The following is a 17,645-nucleotide window of genomic DNA, read 5'->3' as shown; positions in this document are numbered from 1 at the left end:
AACATAAAGTTCTTGATTACTAAAAGTTTTTAGAATATAATTTTCTTATTGTTAGGAAGAGGGGGCAATGCAATTATGGATTTTTTAGCTAAGGTAATTGGGGATGTGAATAATGTCCTTTGGTCATATATCATTATTGCGATGTTAATTGGGTTAGGACTCTACTTTTCATTTCGTGTGAAATTTGTCCAAGTTCGTTACTTCGGTGAAATGATTCGATTGCTTGGGGATGGAGCAAGCTCGAAAACGAGGAAGGCGCAAAAAGAGAAGAGCGGTGTATCGTCATTCCAAGCATTTTGTATGAGTACAGCTTCTCGTGTAGGTACTGGTAACTTAGCTGGTGTAGCTATTGCAATCTCAGCAGGTGGACCAGGAGCAGTATTTTGGATGTGGTTAATTGCGGTAATTGGGGGTGCTTCTGCATTTGTAGAGAGCACATTAGCGCAAATTTATAAAGTAAAAGATGGAAATGCATTCCGTGGTGGCCCAGCGTATTATATGGAAAAAGGATTGAATAAGCGCTGGCTTGGAGCTATTTTCTCTGTATTAATAACAGTAAGTTTCGGATTAATTTTTAACGCTGTACAATCTAATACTGTAGCAGCTGCTTTTGATGGGGCATTCAAAACAGATAGTAGATTAGTAGGTCTTGTAATGGCTGGTTTACTTGCAGTTATTATTTTCGGCGGAGTAAAACGTATTGCTCGCGCGGTTGAAATGATTGTTCCAGTAATGGCAATTATTTATGTAGCGGTAGCATTATTCGTTGTTGTAACAAACATTACGGCAATTCCGTATGTATTTAAAGAAATTTTCTTACATGCTTTCGGAATTAAAGAAGTAGTGGGCGGGGGATTAGGAGCTGCGATTTTATTAGGGGTAAAACGCGGATTATTCTCAAATGAAGCAGGTATGGGTAGTGCGCCGAACGCAGCTGCGACTGCAAACGTAACGCATCCAGTTAAACAAGGTTTCATTCAAACTTTAGGGGTATTTACAGATACATTATTAATTTGTAGTTGTACAGCATTTATCATTCTTTTATCAGATGTGCATAATGCAGCTGATCTAAATGGTATTCAATTAACGCAGCAAGCGTTAAGTCAGCATATCGGCCCATGGGCTTCTATATTTGTAGCGGTGGCAATCTTCTTGTTTGCATTCAGTTCATTAGTAGGTAACTACTACTATGGTGAAACAAATATTGAGTTTTTAAATGGAAGTAAAGTGCTATTAAATGCATACCGCATTGCTGTACTTGGTATGGTTATGTTAGGGTCTGTCGCAACAATTCAAATCGTTTGGGATTTAGCAGATTTATTCATGGGAATTATGGCTGTTATTAACTTAGTGGCAATCGTATTCCTTTCTAAATACGCTTTCGCAGCGTTATCAGATTATATTAAGCAGAAGAAACAAGGAAAAGATCCGGTCTTCTACGCAAAATCAATTCCAGGTCTGAAAAATACAGAGTGCTGGGAAGAGCAAGTAGCAGATAAAGAAAAAGCGGTATAATGAGGTGAGCATCAAGTGAAACTTGATGCTCATTTTTTGTTGGTTCAGCTATTTGTGTGAAGTGAAACTCTCGCTCATTAAAGTTTCACTTTATAATGTAAAAGACGAACATTCATGAATGATTTATAATAAAATGTAATTTTTTTAAGAAAAGTACGGATATGAGTTGTGATTTATGTTAGAATGGGAAATGCCTTTGAAATAAGAGGTTTTATGATCTTTCCTATCCGATTGAAGCTTTCGGAGGAGAAATGGAAAGTTCGGATTATTTCTTGTTTCGAGTGGTCAGACGTTCAACGTTAATGAAGAGTTAAATGGAGGATTTTATTAATGAAGTTTGTTATGTTTCTTGTGGGATTACTCGTTGTATTTGTACTCGGTTTTCTTATAAGTGCCGATCGAAAGAAGATTAAGTACAAACCAATCGCAATTATGCTTGTTATTCAGCTAGCGCTATCTTATTTCTTATTAAATACGCAAGTTGGTTACATTTTAGTAAAAGGAATTTCAGATGGATTTGGCGCGCTTCTTGGATATGCGGAAGCTGGAATCGTTTTCGTATTTGGTGGCCTTGTTAATAAAGGAGAGGTTTCATTCTTCTTAACAGCACTATTACCAATCGTATTCTTCGCCGTTTTAATTGGAATTCTGCAACACTTTAAAATTTTACCGATATTTATTCGCGCTATTGGTACTTTGTTAAGTAAAGTAAATGGTCTAGGAAAATTAGAATCATATAACGCAGTAGCAGCTGCCATTGTTGGGCAAGCAGAAGTATTTATTACAGTAAAAGATCAATTAAGTAAAATCCCAAAACACCGTTTATATACATTATGTGCATCTTCCATGTCGACAGTATCGATGTCAATCGTCGGTTCTTACATGAAAATGATCGAACCAAAATATGTAGTAACAGCACTTGTATTAAATTTATTTAGTGGTTTCATTATTATTCATATTATTAACCCGTACGATATTACAGAAGAAGAAGATACACTGAAATTAGAAAATAAGAAAAAACAGTCATTCTTTGAAATGCTGAGTGAATATATTATGCTTGGTTTCACAATCGCGATAACAGTAGCAGCGATGTTACTTGGTTTCGTAGCATTAATTACAGCAATCAATAGCTTGTTTGATTCAATGTTCGGTATTACATTCCAAGCTATTTTAGGATATATTTTCTCACCATTAGCATTCGTAATGGGTATCCCGCAAGCAGAGATGGTAACAGCGGGACAAATTATGGCAACAAAATTAGTATCAAACGAATTTGTTGCAATGCTGGATCTTGGAAAAGTAGCTGGTGATTTATCAGCTCGTACAGTTGGTATTCTTTCTGTATTCCTTGTATCATTTGCGAACTTCTCATCAATTGGAATTATCGCAGGTGCAACGAAAGGTATCGATGAAAACCAATCAAATGTTGTCTCATCGTTCGGTCTACGCCTTGTGTACGGTGCGACATTAGTAAGTATTCTATCAGCGATTATTGTTGGTGTTATGTTATAAAAAAGGTGGTCCTAGCTCATAGCTAGGGCTATTTTTTATGGTAAATTTGCATGATAAAACCAATTATTTAGGAATATATTAACATATAAAAATCTTTTAAAATTTATATTGCATTTCTATTAGATAACGCTTACAATTTGATTTGTAGGTGGTATCAATTTCAGACTTTCAAGTATGGTAGGAGAGAAGAGGCTACCTTTAATAAATTGCAATTTATGTAAACGCTTACTGATTTTAGATAACAGTTGAATAGTATTTAGGGGTTTTAAATTTTTTTAACATCAATGGTCAGACGTCATTCGTTATACGTTATACGACCGATAACTCGTGGGAGAAGTGGAGGATTCACATATGAAAATAGTAATGTTTCTAGTCGGTTTACTTGTAGTATTTGTACTAGGGTTCCTTATCAGTTCAGATCGTAAGAAAATTAAATATAAACCAATTGCACTTATGCTTGTCATTCAATTGGTACTTGCGTATTTCTTACTAAATACAAAGGTCGGATTTGTATTAGTAAAAGGGATTGCAGATGGGTTTGGCGCTATTTTAAAATTTGCGGAAGCAGGGGTTAATTTCGTATTTGGTGGTCTAGCAAATGATGGACAAGCACCATTCTTCTTAACGGTATTATTACCAATTATTTTCTTAGCAGTACTAATTGGGATCTTACAACATATTAAAGTTTTACCGATTATCATTCGTGCAGTCGGTTTCCTATTAAGTAAAATTAACGGTTTAGGAAAACTAGAATCATATAATGCGGTAGCAGCTGCAATTGTTGGTCAAGGGGAAGTATTCATTACAGTAAAAGACCAACTAAGCAAATTACCGAAAAATCGTTTATACACACTTTGTGCATCTTCAATGTCAACAGTATCGATGTCAATCGTCGGTTCTTATATGAAAATGATTGATCCAAAATATGTAGTAACAGCACTTGTACTAAACTTATTCAGTGGATTCATTATCGTTCATATCATTAATCCATATGAAGTAAAAGAAGAAGACGATATTTTAGAATTGCAAGAAGATAAGAAACAAACATTCTTTGAAATGTTAGGCGAATATATTATGCTTGGTTTCTCTATCGCTGTAACAGTAGCAGCGATGTTAATCGGTTTCGTAGCATTAATTACAGCAATTAACGGTGTATTCGATTCAATTTTCGGAATCACATTCCAAAGCATTTTAGGATATGTCTTCTCACCATTAGCATTCGTAATGGGTATTCCAACATCAGAAATGCTAACAGCAGGACAAATTATGGCAACGAAATTAGTAACGAACGAATTCGTTGCAATGCTTGACCTTGGTAAAGTAGCTGGCGATTTATCAGCTCGTACAGTAGGTATTTTATCTATCTTCCTTGTATCATTTGCGAACTTCTCATCTATCGGAATTATCGCAGGTGCAACGAAGAGTATCGATGGCAAACAAGCAAACGTTGTCTCATCATTCGGACTAAAACTTGTATACGGTGCAACGTTAGTAAGTATATTATCAGCAATTATCGTTGGGGTTATGCTTTAATAAATTAAGAAAAGCAATGAGCGTAGGCTCATTGCTTTTTTATTTAACTTGCTCTATCTAAGTTTCTTTTAAATTGTGGTTTCTCCAAATAAGTTCCTAGCCTCCATACATATTCAACAGGTCCCATTCGATATTTCCGCAGCCAATATGTGCTAGCAAATAACTGAATTGTATAGATTACAATCGTTAAGAGAATACCGAAGAAATATCCTATTTTACCGAATAAGCCAAAACCGTATGCGTAAAAAATTGTTGTTGTGATAATGGACTGGGCTAAGTAATTACTAACCGACATTTTCCCCATATTGGCCATGTATGTTAGTAGACGAGTTGCTTTTTTGTAATGGAATAATAAAATAATTGTGCCTCCGTAAAAGAAGGTCATGGTTACTGGTGTAAGGCCGTCTTGTAACATAAGTAAAATAGGATGTTTGATGAACATAGCTGAAATTTTGATTGTAAAAGAGAAAATACCAGTAAGAAGCCAGATCTTTTTGACAGCAGAGATATGTTTATCAATCTCAAATAACCACCCTTTTTTTCCTACGTACATACCGATTAAGAAGAGTGGGGATAGGAAAATGAGTGTAAAAAGTGTTATAAAGGTTAATCCGAAGAAACCGTCAATGCCTATATATTCGAAAGGATTTTCAGTTAACCTAAAGTTGACATGATCCATATAGCTACCATTTTCATGAACTTTATGTTCTTTTTCAATATAAGGAGCAAAATCAGTAACATTTGTATTTGGTTCAGTTGAATAAGTCATAAGTGTAAGGAGTGCGAGTAGGATAGTTGCCCAAATTAATAATGTTTTTGGCTTTCTGTTTATAAACAACAGTAAGAAAACCCCAATGAGTCCATATGAGAATAAAATATCTCCGGACCAAATGAGCGCGCCGTGAATAAAACCTAGTAGTAAAAGAATAAGGATACGACGTAAATATGTAGTGGAAAACTTTTTTCCTTTTGCGACAATGCTTTTTTGTAACAAAATAATGCTAAGACCAAATAAAAAAGAGAATAAAGAAATGAAATTTTGTGTGCCGAAAAATTGAATAAACCAATTAGCACCTTTATCGAGTTCGCCAAATATATAGGTTGGTTTTTCATTAGCAAAGAAACCAAATTGAATTAATGTCATATTAACAAGTAAAATACCAAATAATGCGAAACCACGTATGGCATCAACAACTTCTACACGTTGATTCATTTTTTTTCTCCTCATATATTATTTTATATTGAAAATAATACCATTTTACAGTTGGCACTATGTCAAATACGAGTAAATTTAAGGTGATTTTAAGATAAAGAGAAAATAAAAAATCACCTTAATACATTCATTAAGGTGATTGAAATATTACTCAGCTGGAGCCGTAAATGTACGTTTCTCTAATTCAGCATCTAGCATAAATAGTGCGTTTGAATCGCTTGTAATACGTTTTAATTTTTGGATGATGCTATCGAATGAAGCTTCTTCTTCTACTTGCTCATCGACGAACCATTTTAAGAATGTAATTGTTGCATGCTCACGCTCATCCCAAGCGATATCGGATAAGTGATAAATGCGCTTCGTTACTTCACGCTCGTGCTCAAGCGCAACTTCAAAAGCATTTAATACAGATTCGTATTCGTTGTTAGGATTATCAAATCCAGTAATAATAGCGCGCTCACCGCGGTCATTAATATAGTTGTAAAGCTTCATTGCGTGGAAACGCTCTTCTTCAGCTTGTACAAGGAAAAAGTTAGCAAATCCATCATAGCTTTCGGCTGTACAGTAAGCAGCCATTGCCATATAAGCGTGGGCAGAGTAAAACTCAAAGTTCATTTGATCGTTTAATGCGTCGTGCAATTTTTTAGATAACATAAAATCCCCCTTAGTATTGTGACAAGAATATTATATCATAATTGATAATATTCTCATTTAGATGTTTCAAACCTTTTCGAAAGCTTTGTGACGTGTGCTTCCATAATGTCTTGCAAATCTAAATCATATTTTTGTGAAAGAATAATAAGATTAGATAGTACATCACCAAGTTCTTCTTTTAGTTCTTGTTTTAGCTCTTCTTCTGTTTTCGCGTCTTCATCAGGACGATCACGACCGATTTCAATTGCGCGAACAACGCGTGAAACTTCCCCAACTTCCTCAGTTAAGAAATTTAAGCGGATAAAGGAATTATACTGTGACCAGCTTCGTTTTTCGTAAAATTCCTCCACCCATCTTTCAAATGCGACGATATCCATTTCTTCCTCATCCCTTCAATATGTTGTACAATGACAATTGTATCATAACAATATATAGTTTCGGGGTGTAGGAATGAGAAAGATTTGTGTGTTTGCAGGTTCCAACTTAGGGGAGAGACCAGAATTTAAAGAGCAGGCAATAACTTTAGGGAAAATGTTTGTTGAGAACGACTATGAGCTTGTATACGGTGGTTCTTGCGTTGGATTAATGGGAGAAGTAGCAAATGAAGTTCTTCGTTTAGGCGGGCGTGTAACAGGTGTTATGCCGCGCGGTCTATTCCGAGGAGAGATCGTTCATACAGGGTTAACAGAATTAATTGAAGTAGAAACGATGCATGAACGTAAAGCGAAAATGGCAGAGCTTGCGGATGCTTTCATCGCACTGCCAGGAGGATATGGAACGTTTGAAGAGCTATTTGAAGTAGTATGTTGGTCACAAATTGGTATACATAATAAGCCAGTTGGTTTATTGAACATAAAAGACTTTTACGGACCAATTCTGCAAATGGTTGAACGTGCAGCGGAAGAAGGATTTATGAATCCATCAAATAAAGAGTTAATCGTTTCAGCTAAGACGGCCGATAAATTAATTCATGAAATACAGAATTACGAGCGTCCTGTTTTAGGAACGAAGTGGAAGCAATTATCATAATACAATTTTATAGAGATTTTTGGAAACACATGTCATTTTATCTTCAAAAGGCATGTGGTTTTAATTTGGTTAAATATGTTAATGTTGCGATATAATGTTTTTGAAAAAGGGGAAATAGATGGAAGAATTCTTATTTTTAAGGCCGGTTTTTAAATGTATTTTAGCAGCATCTATTCTGGTTATGCTAATTGTTTCAACGCAGAAGAAAGAGCTAATTAATGAATTTTCGCTTTGGTTTATTTCAATATTGTGTATCGGTATTTCGGCGATAACACTCTTTATGATTGGCTTTATCGTTGATGAGTATAATCTAGCCGGAGATGTACAGAGCTTTAATATGTGTATTGCGATTGGTTGTATTAGCGGTCTGAATTTCATTATTTACTATAGACGGAAACAATAAGGAAGGCATTCCGTATTACTTTGGAATGCCTTTATCACTTTGATTACTTTGTTTTTTATACAAGTACCAGCCACCCCAGCCGCCACCAATTGCTAAGACAATGAGGAAAGCATAGTGTTTAACCTCGATACGTATATTGAAAATATTAGCTATAAGTAAGACAATCCCAACTGTTATTAACGCAAAAAATGCTCTAATTAAGTAGTCTTTCAACTGAACCACTCCCGCCATTTAAGTAGTAAATGATGAATATGGAAAAGCTTTTTTGGATCTAGTTTACTAAAGGGTGTTTCCTATATCTTAACATAAAAGAGATTGTAATATATTGATGAAAGTAGCGGGGAGAGGTGCTGATATTGTCTTGATTTGTCGGTAAGTCGATATAATTGAAAAATCGCTGATATATTGGATGTAATCGCCGATATAATTGAAAAATCGCTGATAAATTTAATAGAATCGCCGATATAATTAGAAAATCGCTGATATAAATTTCATGTATCAGCATGCGCGACCAATCTATAGAAAAAAGCGGCTCTGAACGAGCCGCTTCCGCTTTTAGGTGATATCCAGCTCCAGCGGCTAGAACAGTCGGTTGTTTCACTCCTTCATTCGAGGCAAAAAGCGCCTCGTAATCAGGAGTTCCAACACCCTCCTGTTCTGAACGAGCCGCTTCCGCTTTTAAGTAATATCCAGCTCCAGCGGCTAGAATCTCCGGTCATTTCGCTCTCTCGCTCGAAGCAAAAAGCGCTTCAAGGTCGAGAGCTCCAATGCCCTGCGATTCTGAGCAAGCCACTTCCGCTTTTAAATATATTATTGATTCAAGAACGCACGTAGCATCCAAGCGTGTTTTTCTAGTTCTGTGTAGATTCCTAGTAGTAGGTCAGATGTCATTTCGTCGTCAGAGTCTTGAGCGATTTCCATGCCTTTTTTCAGTTCGACTAGCATCATTTGGTAGTCTTTCATGATTGCTTCGACCATCCCTTCTGCAGTTTCTCCGTAAGCTGCTTCTTGAATAGAAGATATTTCTAGGTATTCTTTCATTGTTGCTACTGGCTGGCCGCCAATTGCTAAAATACGTTCTGCAATTTCGTCAATGTGAGTAGCTGATTCTGTGTAAAGTTCTTCGAATTTCTCGTGTAATGTGAAGAATTGAGGTCCTTTTACGTACCAATGGAAGTTGTGTAGTTTTGTGAATAAAACGCTCCAGTCTGCTACTTGTTTGTTTAATACTTCGATTACTTGTTTGTTCATTATGATCAATCTCCTTTTGAGTTGTTATATGATATCAATTACTAATTTATAATTATTATAATCTAGTAATTCGTATAAAGCAACCCTTTTGCTGGAATTAATTTGAACAAATTATGAACTGTTGCATATAAAAAATCCCTATTACTGTGAAGTAATAGGGATTTTGTTTGATATATAGCTCTTGTTCTGAACGAGCCGCTTCTGCTTTTAATTATTATACAGCCTTCTGTTTTTCTTCTACATCCGGTCCATCCCAGCACTCTGTATTCTGTAAGCCAGGGATAGAACTTGCAACGAAAACAGGATCTTTTCCTTGTTTCTTTTGCTTAATATAGTCTACTAATGCTGCGTAGGCGAACTTGCTTAGGAATGAGATGGCAATTAAGTTTGTGAATACCATAAGTCCCATGAATAAATCAGCTAAACTCCAAACTGTTTTAAGGGCAGCGATTGATCCGAAGAATACCATTCCGACAACTGCAATGCGATAAATCATTAACCATGTTTTGCTTTCTTTAATGAATGCGATGTTCGTTTCACCATAATAGTAGTTTCCTAGTAAAGAGCTGAAAGCGAATAGGAAAATAATAATCGCTAAGAAAGTGCTTGCCCACGGTCCAATTTGTGAACTTAATGCTTGTTGTGTTAATTCAATACCTTCTAAATTCGAACCTTTGTAAAGTCCAGAACATAATACGATAAACGCTGTTGATGTACATACTAAGAATGTATCTACGAAAACACCTAATGCTTGAACAAGTCCTTGTTTTACAGGATGAGATACATCTGATGTTGCGGCTGCGTTAGGAGAGCTACCCATACCTGCTTCTGTCGCGAATAGACCGCGCTGAATTCCGAACTTAATTGCTGCTCCAATACCACCAGCGACGGCTTGCTCTAAACCAAATGCACTGTTAAATATTTCAGTGAAAATGCTTGGTAACATAGTGAAATTGTTAATAACAACAAAAATAGCGACACCAATATAAACAATTGCCATTGGCGGAACGATCATTTCTGTTATACGTGAAATGCTCTTAATACCACCAAAAATAATAACTGCAACTAATAAAGCTAATAGAGCTCCTACGATCGTTCGCTCTAGTCCAAAAGCATTTTCAAATGCTATTGTTACTGTGTTTGCTTGTACAGAATTGAAAATTAATCCGTACGCAACTGTAATAAGAAGTGAAAACCAAACGCCCATCCAGCGTTTATTTAATCCTTTTTCCATGTAATATGCTGGACCACCACGGAATCTGCTTCCATCTTTTACTTTATAAATTTGCGCGAGCGTACATTCTACGAAACTAGTAGCTGCTCCAAGGATAGCGATAAACCACATCCAAAATATTGCGCCAGGTCCACCCATTGAAATGGCTAGTGCTACACCAGCTAAGTTCCCGATACCGATACGTGCTGCTGCACTTAGGCAAAATGCTTGGAATGGAGAGATGCTATCTTTCTTTTTTTCTTTTCGATTAAACCCTTTACTAATTAAACCGACCATCTCACCGAAATGAGTAATTTGGACGAATTTCAATTTAAAAGAGAAATAAAGACCGAAGCCGATTAGCATTGCAATAAGAATATATGACCATAAAATATTATTCGTTACCTCAAGGAATCTGCTAAAGATATCAACCATATAATACACTTCCTTTTTTCCGTAATAAGAAAATTATATGCAAAAAATATACGAGAATCAATTTTTCTAAAAAATTATGTTACTTAAATGTATTTTGTGTTATGATTATGTTACATCATGATATTTTTAGAATTATTTACATTTTAAAAAACTAAATGTAAAGCGAGAAAGAGGGGATAATTTGAAAGAAGAAACTTTATTGAAAGTAAGCCTTAAGAGTTTGAAAATGAGAAGTAATATATTTTTTATCATTACATCTTTAAGTATTTTTTTAGGAGCCACTTATTATTACAATAAAAGATTTCCAAGTCATAGGTATCCTGAATGGTTAGAATTTCTAAAATTGATTGGATGAACAAAAGACAGAAAAACAGAAAATTTAAATAAAGAAGTTATGGAGGAGCTAAATATGAATATTAGAGAAAGTGAACTTCCGGGTATTGGTTACAAATTTCAAATTGTTACGAAAGGTAATGAAAAGATGGTAATTGTCATTCATGATGACGGGCGTAGAGAAATGTATCATTTTGATTCAGACCATGAAGAAAGTATCTCAAGTATTTCATTACGTGACTCAGAGGCAAGACAAATTGCAGCAATATTAGGTGGAATGGTATATAAGCCTAGAGCATTAGAAAATGTTGAAATGGTCTTTGAAGGCTTAGCGATTGAGTGGTTTAAAGTAGAGAATGCAGCTCTAGCAATCGGAAAAACAATTGGTGATCTTGAAATAAGAAAAAATTATAGCGTAACGATCATTGCAGTTATGAAGAAAAATATGAAAAAGCTATTTAATCCAGGGCCAGAAACGGTAATTGAAGAAGGCGATATGCTTGTAGTTTCTGGTGAGAGAGAAGAAATTAAAAAAATTATTAATGAGTTACTTTCGAATAGGGGGACTGACTAGATGGATACGTTAATTTTTGAAGTTGGTACAGCGTTAGTATTAGTTGCAATTGCGGCAGTAATTGCTGGAAAGTTTAAATTCTCAGTAATTCCGTTTCTAATTGTTCTTGGGATGTTAGTGGGGCCACATGCGCCGACAATAGGTGTTATCGATTTCAAGTTTATTGAAAGTGCAAGTGTCATTTCCTTCCTTGGACGGATTGGGGTTCTGTTCCTTCTGTTCTATCTAGGACTAGAATTTTCAATGAAAAAACTAATTAAATCTGGACGTTCTATTGCAATTGGCGGAACGATCTATATTTTAATTAACTTTTCACTTGGATTATTATACGGATTTATAATGGGCTTCCCTTTACTAGAAATCTTAATTATTGCGGGTATTATTACGATTTCTTCTAGCGCTATCGTTGCAAAGGTGTTAGTGGATTTAAGAAGAACTGGTAATAATGAGACCGAATTAATTTTAGGAATTATCATGTTTGAAGATATATTCCTTGCTGTATATTTATCAGTCGTTTCAGGCTTAGTTCTAGGGGATCATGCTTCATTCTTAGGTGCCCTTACTTCAATTGGAATTGCTTTAGGATACATGCTTCTCTTCTTTATTGTCGCTAGAAAGGCTACGCCTTTATTAAATAAATTGCTTAATATTAGTTCAGATGAAATCTTTATTATTGTAGTATTTGCTTCATTATTCTTTATTGCAGGTTTCTCGGAAACAATTCACGTTGCCGAAGCAATCGGAGCACTTCTTTTAGGATTAGTTTTCTCTGAGACAGAGCATAGTGACAGAATTGAACATCTCGTTGTTCCATTTAGAGACTTCTTCGGAGCTATTTTCTTCTTCAGTTTTGGGTTAAGTATTGATCCGTTCTCATTGGGCGGAGCGATATGGTTAACGTTAGGTGCTGTTCTTCTTACAATCATCGGAAACTTTGTAGCGGGGATGATTGCAGGACGACAAGCTGGATTATCTCATAAAGCGTCAACAAATATTGGATTAACAATTGTTTCAAGAGGAGAATTTTCCATCATTATGGCCAATATCGGGATTGCCGGTGGTTTAATGTCAGTCTTGAAACCATTCTCAGCACTATACGTGCTTATACTATCTATCTTAGGTCCACTTTTGACGAAAGAGTCAAAGAATGTATATAAATTTTTAAATAAAATCTTTAAGTGGGATACGAAGACTAACTAAATTAAAAAAATAAAGGTACAAGATATTTCCTGCTTGTACTTTTATTTTTGCAATGAAAACAGTAAAGAGAGGTACATGATGTTAGGAGAGTTGATTCATTCCGTTTTAGTTTTTCTAGAAGGACTTGGGTATTGGGGAATTATGCTTGGATTGATGTTAGAGGTTATTCCAAGTGAAATCGTATTGTCTTATGCAGGTTATTTAGTATCAACAGGAAGCATTACGTTTTGGGGCGCTGTTGCGTTCGGGACAATTGGCGGTGTAATCGCACAACTATTCATTTATTGGATCGGTCGATACGGAGGAAGACCCGTCCTTGAGCGATATGGAAAATATATTTTAATTCAAAAGAAGCATATTGATTATGCTGAAGCTTGGTTTAATCGTTACGGAACGGGTGTTATCTTTACAGCACGTTTTATTCCTGTTGTACGTCATGCTATTTCGATACCAGCGGGAATTGCAAAAATGTCACATGCTAAGTTTATTACACTAACTACGCTAGCTGTTATTCCATGGTCAATTGTGTTTGTATATTTAGGCTTTAAATTAGGATCAGAGTGGGAAAGTATTAATAAAGTAGCTGGGCCTTATGTGAAATATTTTGCACTTGCTGCTATTGTTTGTGCAATTGGTTACTTTGTATTAAAAAAAATGATGAAAAAAAAGTGATTACGGAAAAGGAATCTATGTCGACATAGATTCCTTTTTTATTGGCATTTTTTTAAGGATGAAAGAATACGTTTAATATTTACCATATTGTGGCATACATATAGAAAAAGGGTGCTTGGAAAGGGGAATAAAGAGAAATGGAACTCCAGTTTCAAAATGTATATCAACAGGTGGAGAATTGGTATGTGTTGGATTCGGAGCTTCCTTGGGATGTCAAAAGGCTGAGAGATGATTTGTTTTCACTTATTGAAGTATGTAAAACGCCAGTTATTTTTTGTGATACGTGTGATGCAAATCATGTACTTCTATCATTAGGGGAAGAAGAGGAAGAGTTTCTATTCCCAATAGGCGGTTTTTATCATAAAGAAAAACAATTAATTTTTGTTTGTATGTGGGAAGAGTATGAGCAAGTGCTCAAAACACTACTGCATGAATTTCGCCATGCGATGCAGCATAAGAGGGAAGTATTGTATGTCGGAAGTGAAGTGTACGAAGAGAGATGGATTGAAAAAGATGCGAGGAAGTTCGCGGAGAGGAAATTCGATGAATATAAAAATAGAAAGTTAATGTAAAGCATAGTGGAGAAATAGCGCTGTGCTTTCTTTGTTTCTTACTAAAAATAAGTAATTGACTTTCATGAAGTTTAGTTCTAAACTAATGGTATAAAACGAGCGAGGTGATAGAATGAAAACAGAAGATAGGCTCGGATTATTATTATGGTTTCGTTTATCACGTTTTTATAACAAAAGTATTCGTGAGACGAATCAGCATTTGAAAAAATGGAATGTATCTGCTGCTCAGTTTGATGTGCTAGCTCAAGTTGGAGGGCATGATCGTTTAACGCAACAAGAGCTTGGAAATAAGTTATTTGTTACGAAAGGAAATGTCACTCAGCTTTTAAATAAAATGGAGCAGCTGGAGTGGATTGGGCGTGAACAAGAAGGTACTACGAAATATATTTCATTAACAGAAAAGGGAAAAGCTTTATTTGAAGAAATTGTCCCGCCTCAAGAAACGTTCCAAGCGGAGCAGTTTCATAATTTAAATATAGAAGAACAAAATCAATTATTACAATTACTAAAAAAATTACAGTAAGAAAAATTTTTAAAATAAATCTTGAATTCGAGATAATATGAGGTGAAGGATATGTTTAGAAAAGTTGATCATAAAAATATGGGCAGAGCAAATCACGGTTGGTTAAATACACATTTTCATTTTTCCTTTGCTAATTACTATAATCCAAATAACATGAGCTTTGGATCATTACGTGTTATTAATGATGATCTAGTAGCACCGCAAACTGGTTTTGATATGCATCCGCACCGCGATATGGAAATTATTTCGTACGTTGTAGATGGTGCTTTAACACATGAGGATAGCATGGGGAACCGCGGAACAATTGAGCGTGGGCATGTTCAATATATGAGTGCTGGCACAGGTGTATTTCATAGTGAGCATAATTTAGGAAATGAGACATTGCGTTTATTACAAATTTGGATTTTACCAGACCGTGCAGATCATAAGCCAAACTATGGTGAGTTTAAATTTGATTGGAGCAAGCGTGAAAACGAGTGGTTCCATATGGTATCTCCATTAGAAGGGGAGGCACCAATTCAAATTCACCAGGATGCGAATTTATATTCTTTATCGTTAGAAGCTGGAAAAGAAATTCATTTTCCTGTGAAAGAAGGTCGTCAATTATACCTTGTACAAATTGAAGGAAGTAGCGTAATAAATGGTGAGACACTTGTTATGCGTGATGCGGCAGAAGCGGTTGAAGAAGATATTCATATTGAAGCGAAAGAGCAATCACACTATTTAGCAATTGAATTAAAAAAGTAATAAAACGTTTATAGAAAAGAGGACATCTACTAGATGTCCTCTTTTTTTGAGTGGAATTGTCAGAAAAAACTTTCTCAAATTTTAGAAGAAGGTATCGGTTGAAAAAATAAGAATTGTATAAAAGTGTCAAAAATCTTTAGGGAATGGGGAATGTTATAGTGAAAAAGCAAGTCATTTCATCAGCATTAGCCTTAACTGTTATCGCCGGGGGATTTGGAACATTTGGAGCCACGACAACGAAAGCGGAAGAACAAAAAATTCAATACCATCAAGAATTTAAAACGCCTGCATACATAGGTGAAGAATGGAAAGCACCGGAAGGACTAGATAAAAAAGAGACAGTCTTTCAGTATTTAGAGAGTAAGAAAGATATGTTTAAATTAGCAGGAAATATTGATAAACATTTCAATGTCGTTGGGGAAGAAAAAGATGCTGAATCTGGCACAACACACGTGAAGTTAGTTGAGAAACATAATAACATTCCTGTGTATGGTTCAGATCAAACTGTTACACTAGATAAAGAAAATAATGTAAAAGCATTCTTCGGACAAGTTATTCCGAACTTAGAGGATAAAAATATTCCTGCGTCTGCAAGCATTAGTGCGGAACAAGCAGAAACGATTGCAAAGGCAGATATTGAAAAAGAAGTTGGTAAAGTAAAGAATTATGACGGTGTGAAAAAAGATTTATATGTGTATGAAAAAGATGGGAATTTCTATCTTGCATATTTAGTGAAAGCATCGATTTCAAAGCCAGCTCCAGGATATTGGCATTATTTTGTTGATGCGACAAATGGAAATGTGATTGAGAAATATAACGCTGTAGATCACATTACAGGATTTGGTTACGGTGTATTAGGTGCTAGACAATCATTTGAAATTGCTCAAGATACGAAAACAGGACAATTCAACTTGTTTGATGGTAAACGAGGACAAGGTATTCATACATTTGATGCAGAAAATATGGACGAGAACTGGTTTAATTTATTCTCACAATGGCTTGGATATACAGGAGAAGAAGTTGAAAGTAAATCTAAGTTCTTCGAAGATAAAGCTGCAGTTGATGCGCATGTAAATGCAGGGAAAGTATATGATTACTACAAAAAGACATTTAATCGTAACTCTTTCGATGATAAAGGCGCGAAGCTTATTTCGACTGTTCACGTTGGAGAAAGCTGGAATAACGCAGCTTGGAATGGTGTACAAATGATGTATGGTGATGGTGATGGAAAAACATTCATTCCATTATCTGCTGGACTAGATGTTATCGGTCACGAATTAACGCATGCTGTAACTGAGCATACAGCAAATCTTGTTTATAAAAATGAGTCAGGTGCGTTAAATGAATCGTTATCTGATATTATGGGTGTCATGGTTGAGAAGAAGAGCTGGGATTTAGGTGCTGACATTTATACACCTGGAAAACCTGGTGATGCACTTCGTTCTCTGAAAGATCCAGCGTCTATTCCAAATCCATTAAAGCCAGGTGAAGGTTACCCAGATCACTACAATAAGCGCTACACTGGAACAGCTGATAATGGTGGCGTTCATATTAACAGTAGTATTAATAATAAAGCTGCATATTTAGTATCTGATGGAGGAGAGCATTACGGCGTGAAAGTAACTGGAGTAGGCCGTGAAGCGACAGAAAAAATTTATTACCGTGCTCTTACGAAATATTTAACTGCAAACTCTGACTTCAAAATGATGCGTCAAGCTGCTCTTCAGTCAGCTGAAGATTTATATGGTAAAAACTCTAAAGCTGTACAAGCTGTAACGAAAGCTTATGATGCAGTAGGCGTAAAATAATAAGAGAAAAAGACCTGACTAGAATGTCAGGTCTTTTCTTTATCCCGTTAGTCGCGAATACCTAATGCGATTTTCGCCATACGTGACATGCGTTCTTTCGACCAGGGCGGATTCCAAACGACATTTACTTCTATTTCATTGACTTCAGGTACGTTCGTTGATAATACTTTTTTAACGTCTGATACAATTTGTCCAGCCATTGGACAACCGATAGAAGTCATCGTCATCGTAATGACAGCATTATTATTTTCATCTGCTGTAACGTCATAAACTAATCCAAGGTTAACGATATCAACGCCTAGTTCAGGATCAATAACAGCTTCTAAATTGGCATATAATTTATTTTCAAATGCTTCTTGAGACATAAATAGCACCTCCTACACATTTATGATATTGATTCTCATTATAACGGAAATGTGTATAATGTGCAGGAAATGAGCTCAAAAAAATATCCCTTT

The 17,645-nt window shown here is 35.6% G+C and carries 19 protein-coding genes; 12 read left to right on the top strand and 7 right to left on the bottom strand.

What is annotated here, in order from left to right; all coding sequences use genetic code 11:
- Positions 1–75 precede the first annotated feature (75 nt).
- The 3 genes from DN390_RS01210 to DN390_RS01200 all read left to right on the top strand — a co-directional run bounded on the left by DN390_RS01210 (position 76) and on the right by DN390_RS01200 (position 4,560).
- Positions 76–1,515, top strand: a complete 1,440-nt coding sequence (locus tag DN390_RS01210; protein WP_147806404.1) for an alanine/glycine:cation symporter family protein — start codon at positions 76–78, stop codon at positions 1,513–1,515.
- A 330-nt stretch (positions 1,516–1,845) separates the two neighbouring features.
- Complete coding sequence (locus DN390_RS01205) at positions 1,846–3,027, top strand: NupC/NupG family nucleoside CNT transporter (protein WP_000673852.1); 1,182 nt, start codon at positions 1,846–1,848, stop codon at positions 3,025–3,027.
- 351 nt (positions 3,028–3,378) lie between these two features.
- Positions 3,379–4,560, top strand: a complete 1,182-nt coding sequence (locus DN390_RS01200) for a NupC/NupG family nucleoside CNT transporter (protein WP_000706847.1) — start codon at positions 3,379–3,381, stop codon at positions 4,558–4,560.
- Positions 4,561–4,603: 43 nt separating this feature from the next.
- Here DN390_RS01200 and DN390_RS01195 read toward each other — a convergent pair whose 3' ends face one another.
- From DN390_RS01195 to DN390_RS01185, 3 genes are all read right to left on the bottom strand, one after another.
- Positions 4,604–5,773, bottom strand: coding sequence for a DUF418 domain-containing protein (locus DN390_RS01195; RefSeq protein ID WP_147806403.1), 1,170 nt, complete (start codon positions 5,771–5,773; stop codon positions 4,604–4,606).
- Positions 5,774–5,920: 147 nt separating this feature from the next.
- Entirely contained in the window at positions 5,921–6,427 is a 507-nt protein-coding gene (locus DN390_RS01190) for a ferritin (RefSeq protein ID WP_016085642.1), read from the bottom strand.
- A 53-nt stretch (positions 6,428–6,480) separates the two neighbouring features.
- Positions 6,481–6,804: a MazG nucleotide pyrophosphohydrolase domain-containing protein gene (locus tag DN390_RS01185; protein WP_000355739.1), complete on the bottom strand. Its 324-nt coding sequence runs from the start codon at positions 6,802–6,804 to the stop codon at positions 6,481–6,483.
- A 73-nt stretch (positions 6,805–6,877) separates the two neighbouring features.
- Here DN390_RS01185 and DN390_RS01180 point away from each other — a divergent pair, with 73 nt between their 5' ends.
- Both DN390_RS01180 and DN390_RS01175 read left to right on the top strand, forming a co-directional pair.
- Entirely contained in the window at positions 6,878–7,456 is a 579-nt protein-coding gene (locus DN390_RS01180) for an LOG family protein (RefSeq protein WP_147806402.1), read from the top strand.
- A gap of 118 nt (positions 7,457–7,574) precedes the next feature.
- Entirely contained in the window at positions 7,575–7,859 is a 285-nt protein-coding gene (locus DN390_RS01175) for a hypothetical protein (protein ID WP_147806401.1), read from the top strand.
- A 15-nt stretch (positions 7,860–7,874) separates the two neighbouring features.
- Here the strand turns inward: DN390_RS01175 and DN390_RS01170 are convergent, their stop codons facing one another.
- The 3 genes from DN390_RS01170 to DN390_RS01160 form a co-directional block, all read right to left on the bottom strand.
- The gene (locus DN390_RS01170) at positions 7,875–8,072 is read right to left on the bottom strand and encodes a hypothetical protein (RefSeq protein WP_060632805.1); all 198 of its coding nucleotides are present in this window, start codon (positions 8,070–8,072) and stop codon (positions 7,875–7,877) included.
- Between the two features lie 597 nt (positions 8,073–8,669).
- Positions 8,670–9,110: a Dps family protein gene (locus tag DN390_RS01165; RefSeq protein WP_060632804.1), complete on the bottom strand. Its 441-nt coding sequence runs from the start codon at positions 9,108–9,110 to the stop codon at positions 8,670–8,672.
- Positions 9,111–9,324: 214 nt separating this feature from the next.
- On the bottom strand, positions 9,325–10,758 hold the full coding sequence (locus DN390_RS01160; RefSeq protein ID WP_060632803.1) for an alanine/glycine:cation symporter family protein: 1,434 nt from the start codon (positions 10,756–10,758) through the stop codon (positions 9,325–9,327).
- Between the two features lie 409 nt (positions 10,759–11,167).
- On the opposite strand from DN390_RS01160, the gene DN390_RS01155 reads away from it, so the two are divergent.
- The 7 genes from DN390_RS01155 to nprB all read left to right on the top strand — a co-directional run bounded on the left by DN390_RS01155 (position 11,168) and on the right by nprB (position 17,187).
- On the top strand, positions 11,168–11,665 hold the full coding sequence (locus DN390_RS01155) for a cation:proton antiporter regulatory subunit (protein ID WP_060632802.1): 498 nt from the start codon (positions 11,168–11,170) through the stop codon (positions 11,663–11,665).
- A complete protein-coding gene (locus DN390_RS01150) occupies positions 11,666–12,865 on the top strand; it encodes a cation:proton antiporter (protein ID WP_000380218.1) in 1,200 nt (399 codons plus the stop codon). It abuts the gene before it with no gap.
- 78 nt (positions 12,866–12,943) lie between these two features.
- Entirely contained in the window at positions 12,944–13,537 is a 594-nt protein-coding gene (gene uptA, locus DN390_RS01145) for an undecaprenyl phosphate transporter UptA (protein WP_147806400.1), read from the top strand.
- A gap of 137 nt (positions 13,538–13,674) precedes the next feature.
- Positions 13,675–14,109, top strand: coding sequence for a DUF3920 family protein (locus tag DN390_RS01140; protein ID WP_063222179.1), 435 nt, complete (start codon positions 13,675–13,677; stop codon positions 14,107–14,109).
- A 112-nt stretch (positions 14,110–14,221) separates the two neighbouring features.
- A complete protein-coding gene (locus DN390_RS01135) occupies positions 14,222–14,632 on the top strand; it encodes a MarR family winged helix-turn-helix transcriptional regulator (RefSeq protein WP_147806399.1) in 411 nt (136 codons plus the stop codon).
- Between the two features lie 51 nt (positions 14,633–14,683).
- Complete coding sequence (locus tag DN390_RS01130; RefSeq protein ID WP_147806398.1) at positions 14,684–15,379, top strand: pirin family protein; 696 nt, start codon at positions 14,684–14,686, stop codon at positions 15,377–15,379.
- A gap of 158 nt (positions 15,380–15,537) precedes the next feature.
- Positions 15,538–17,187, top strand: a complete 1,650-nt coding sequence (nprB, locus tag DN390_RS01125; protein WP_147806397.1) for a neutral protease NprB — start codon at positions 15,538–15,540, stop codon at positions 17,185–17,187.
- 47 nt (positions 17,188–17,234) lie between these two features.
- Here the strand turns inward: nprB and DN390_RS01120 are convergent, their stop codons facing one another.
- Positions 17,235–17,552, bottom strand: coding sequence for a metal-sulfur cluster assembly factor (locus DN390_RS01120; protein WP_000076427.1), 318 nt, complete (start codon positions 17,550–17,552; stop codon positions 17,235–17,237).
- Positions 17,553–17,645 lie beyond the last annotated feature (93 nt).

The sequence above is a fragment of the Bacillus sp. SH7-1 genome, from assembly GCF_008042405.1.
In the GTDB taxonomy this organism is placed as follows: Bacteria; Bacillota; Bacilli; order Bacillales; family Bacillaceae_G; genus Bacillus_A; species Bacillus_A thuringiensis_N.
This window is presented reverse-complemented; position numbering and strand designations above follow the sequence as displayed.

Coding starts and splice junctions, on each gene's coding strand:
- DN390_RS01210 (WP_147806404.1), top strand. CDS start 76: ATGGATTTTTTAGCTAAGGTAATTGGGGATGTGAATAATGTCCTTTGG.
- DN390_RS01205 (WP_000673852.1), top strand. CDS start 1,846: ATGAAGTTTGTTATGTTTCTTGTGGGATTACTCGTTGTATTTGTACTC.
- DN390_RS01200 (WP_000706847.1), top strand. CDS start 3,379: ATGAAAATAGTAATGTTTCTAGTCGGTTTACTTGTAGTATTTGTACTA.
- DN390_RS01195 (WP_147806403.1), bottom strand. CDS start 5,773: ATGAATCAACGTGTAGAAGTTGTTGATGCCATACGTGGTTTCGCATTA.
- DN390_RS01190 (WP_016085642.1), bottom strand. CDS start 6,427: ATGTTATCTAAAAAATTGCACGACGCATTAAACGATCAAATGAACTTT.
- DN390_RS01185 (WP_000355739.1), bottom strand. CDS start 6,804: ATGGATATCGTCGCATTTGAAAGATGGGTGGAGGAATTTTACGAAAAA.
- DN390_RS01180 (WP_147806402.1), top strand. CDS start 6,878: ATGAGAAAGATTTGTGTGTTTGCAGGTTCCAACTTAGGGGAGAGACCA.
- DN390_RS01175 (WP_147806401.1), top strand. CDS start 7,575: ATGGAAGAATTCTTATTTTTAAGGCCGGTTTTTAAATGTATTTTAGCA.
- DN390_RS01165 (WP_060632804.1), bottom strand. CDS start 9,110: ATGAACAAACAAGTAATCGAAGTATTAAACAAACAAGTAGCAGACTGG.
- DN390_RS01160 (WP_060632803.1), bottom strand. CDS start 10,758: ATGGTTGATATCTTTAGCAGATTCCTTGAGGTAACGAATAATATTTTA.
- DN390_RS01155 (WP_060632802.1), top strand. CDS start 11,168: ATGAATATTAGAGAAAGTGAACTTCCGGGTATTGGTTACAAATTTCAA.
- DN390_RS01150 (WP_000380218.1), top strand. CDS start 11,666: ATGGATACGTTAATTTTTGAAGTTGGTACAGCGTTAGTATTAGTTGCA.
- uptA (WP_147806400.1), top strand. CDS start 12,944: ATGTTAGGAGAGTTGATTCATTCCGTTTTAGTTTTTCTAGAAGGACTT.
- DN390_RS01140 (WP_063222179.1), top strand. CDS start 13,675: ATGGAACTCCAGTTTCAAAATGTATATCAACAGGTGGAGAATTGGTAT.
- DN390_RS01135 (WP_147806399.1), top strand. CDS start 14,222: ATGAAAACAGAAGATAGGCTCGGATTATTATTATGGTTTCGTTTATCA.
- DN390_RS01130 (WP_147806398.1), top strand. CDS start 14,684: ATGTTTAGAAAAGTTGATCATAAAAATATGGGCAGAGCAAATCACGGT.
- DN390_RS01120 (WP_000076427.1), bottom strand. CDS start 17,552: ATGTCTCAAGAAGCATTTGAAAATAAATTATATGCCAATTTAGAAGCT.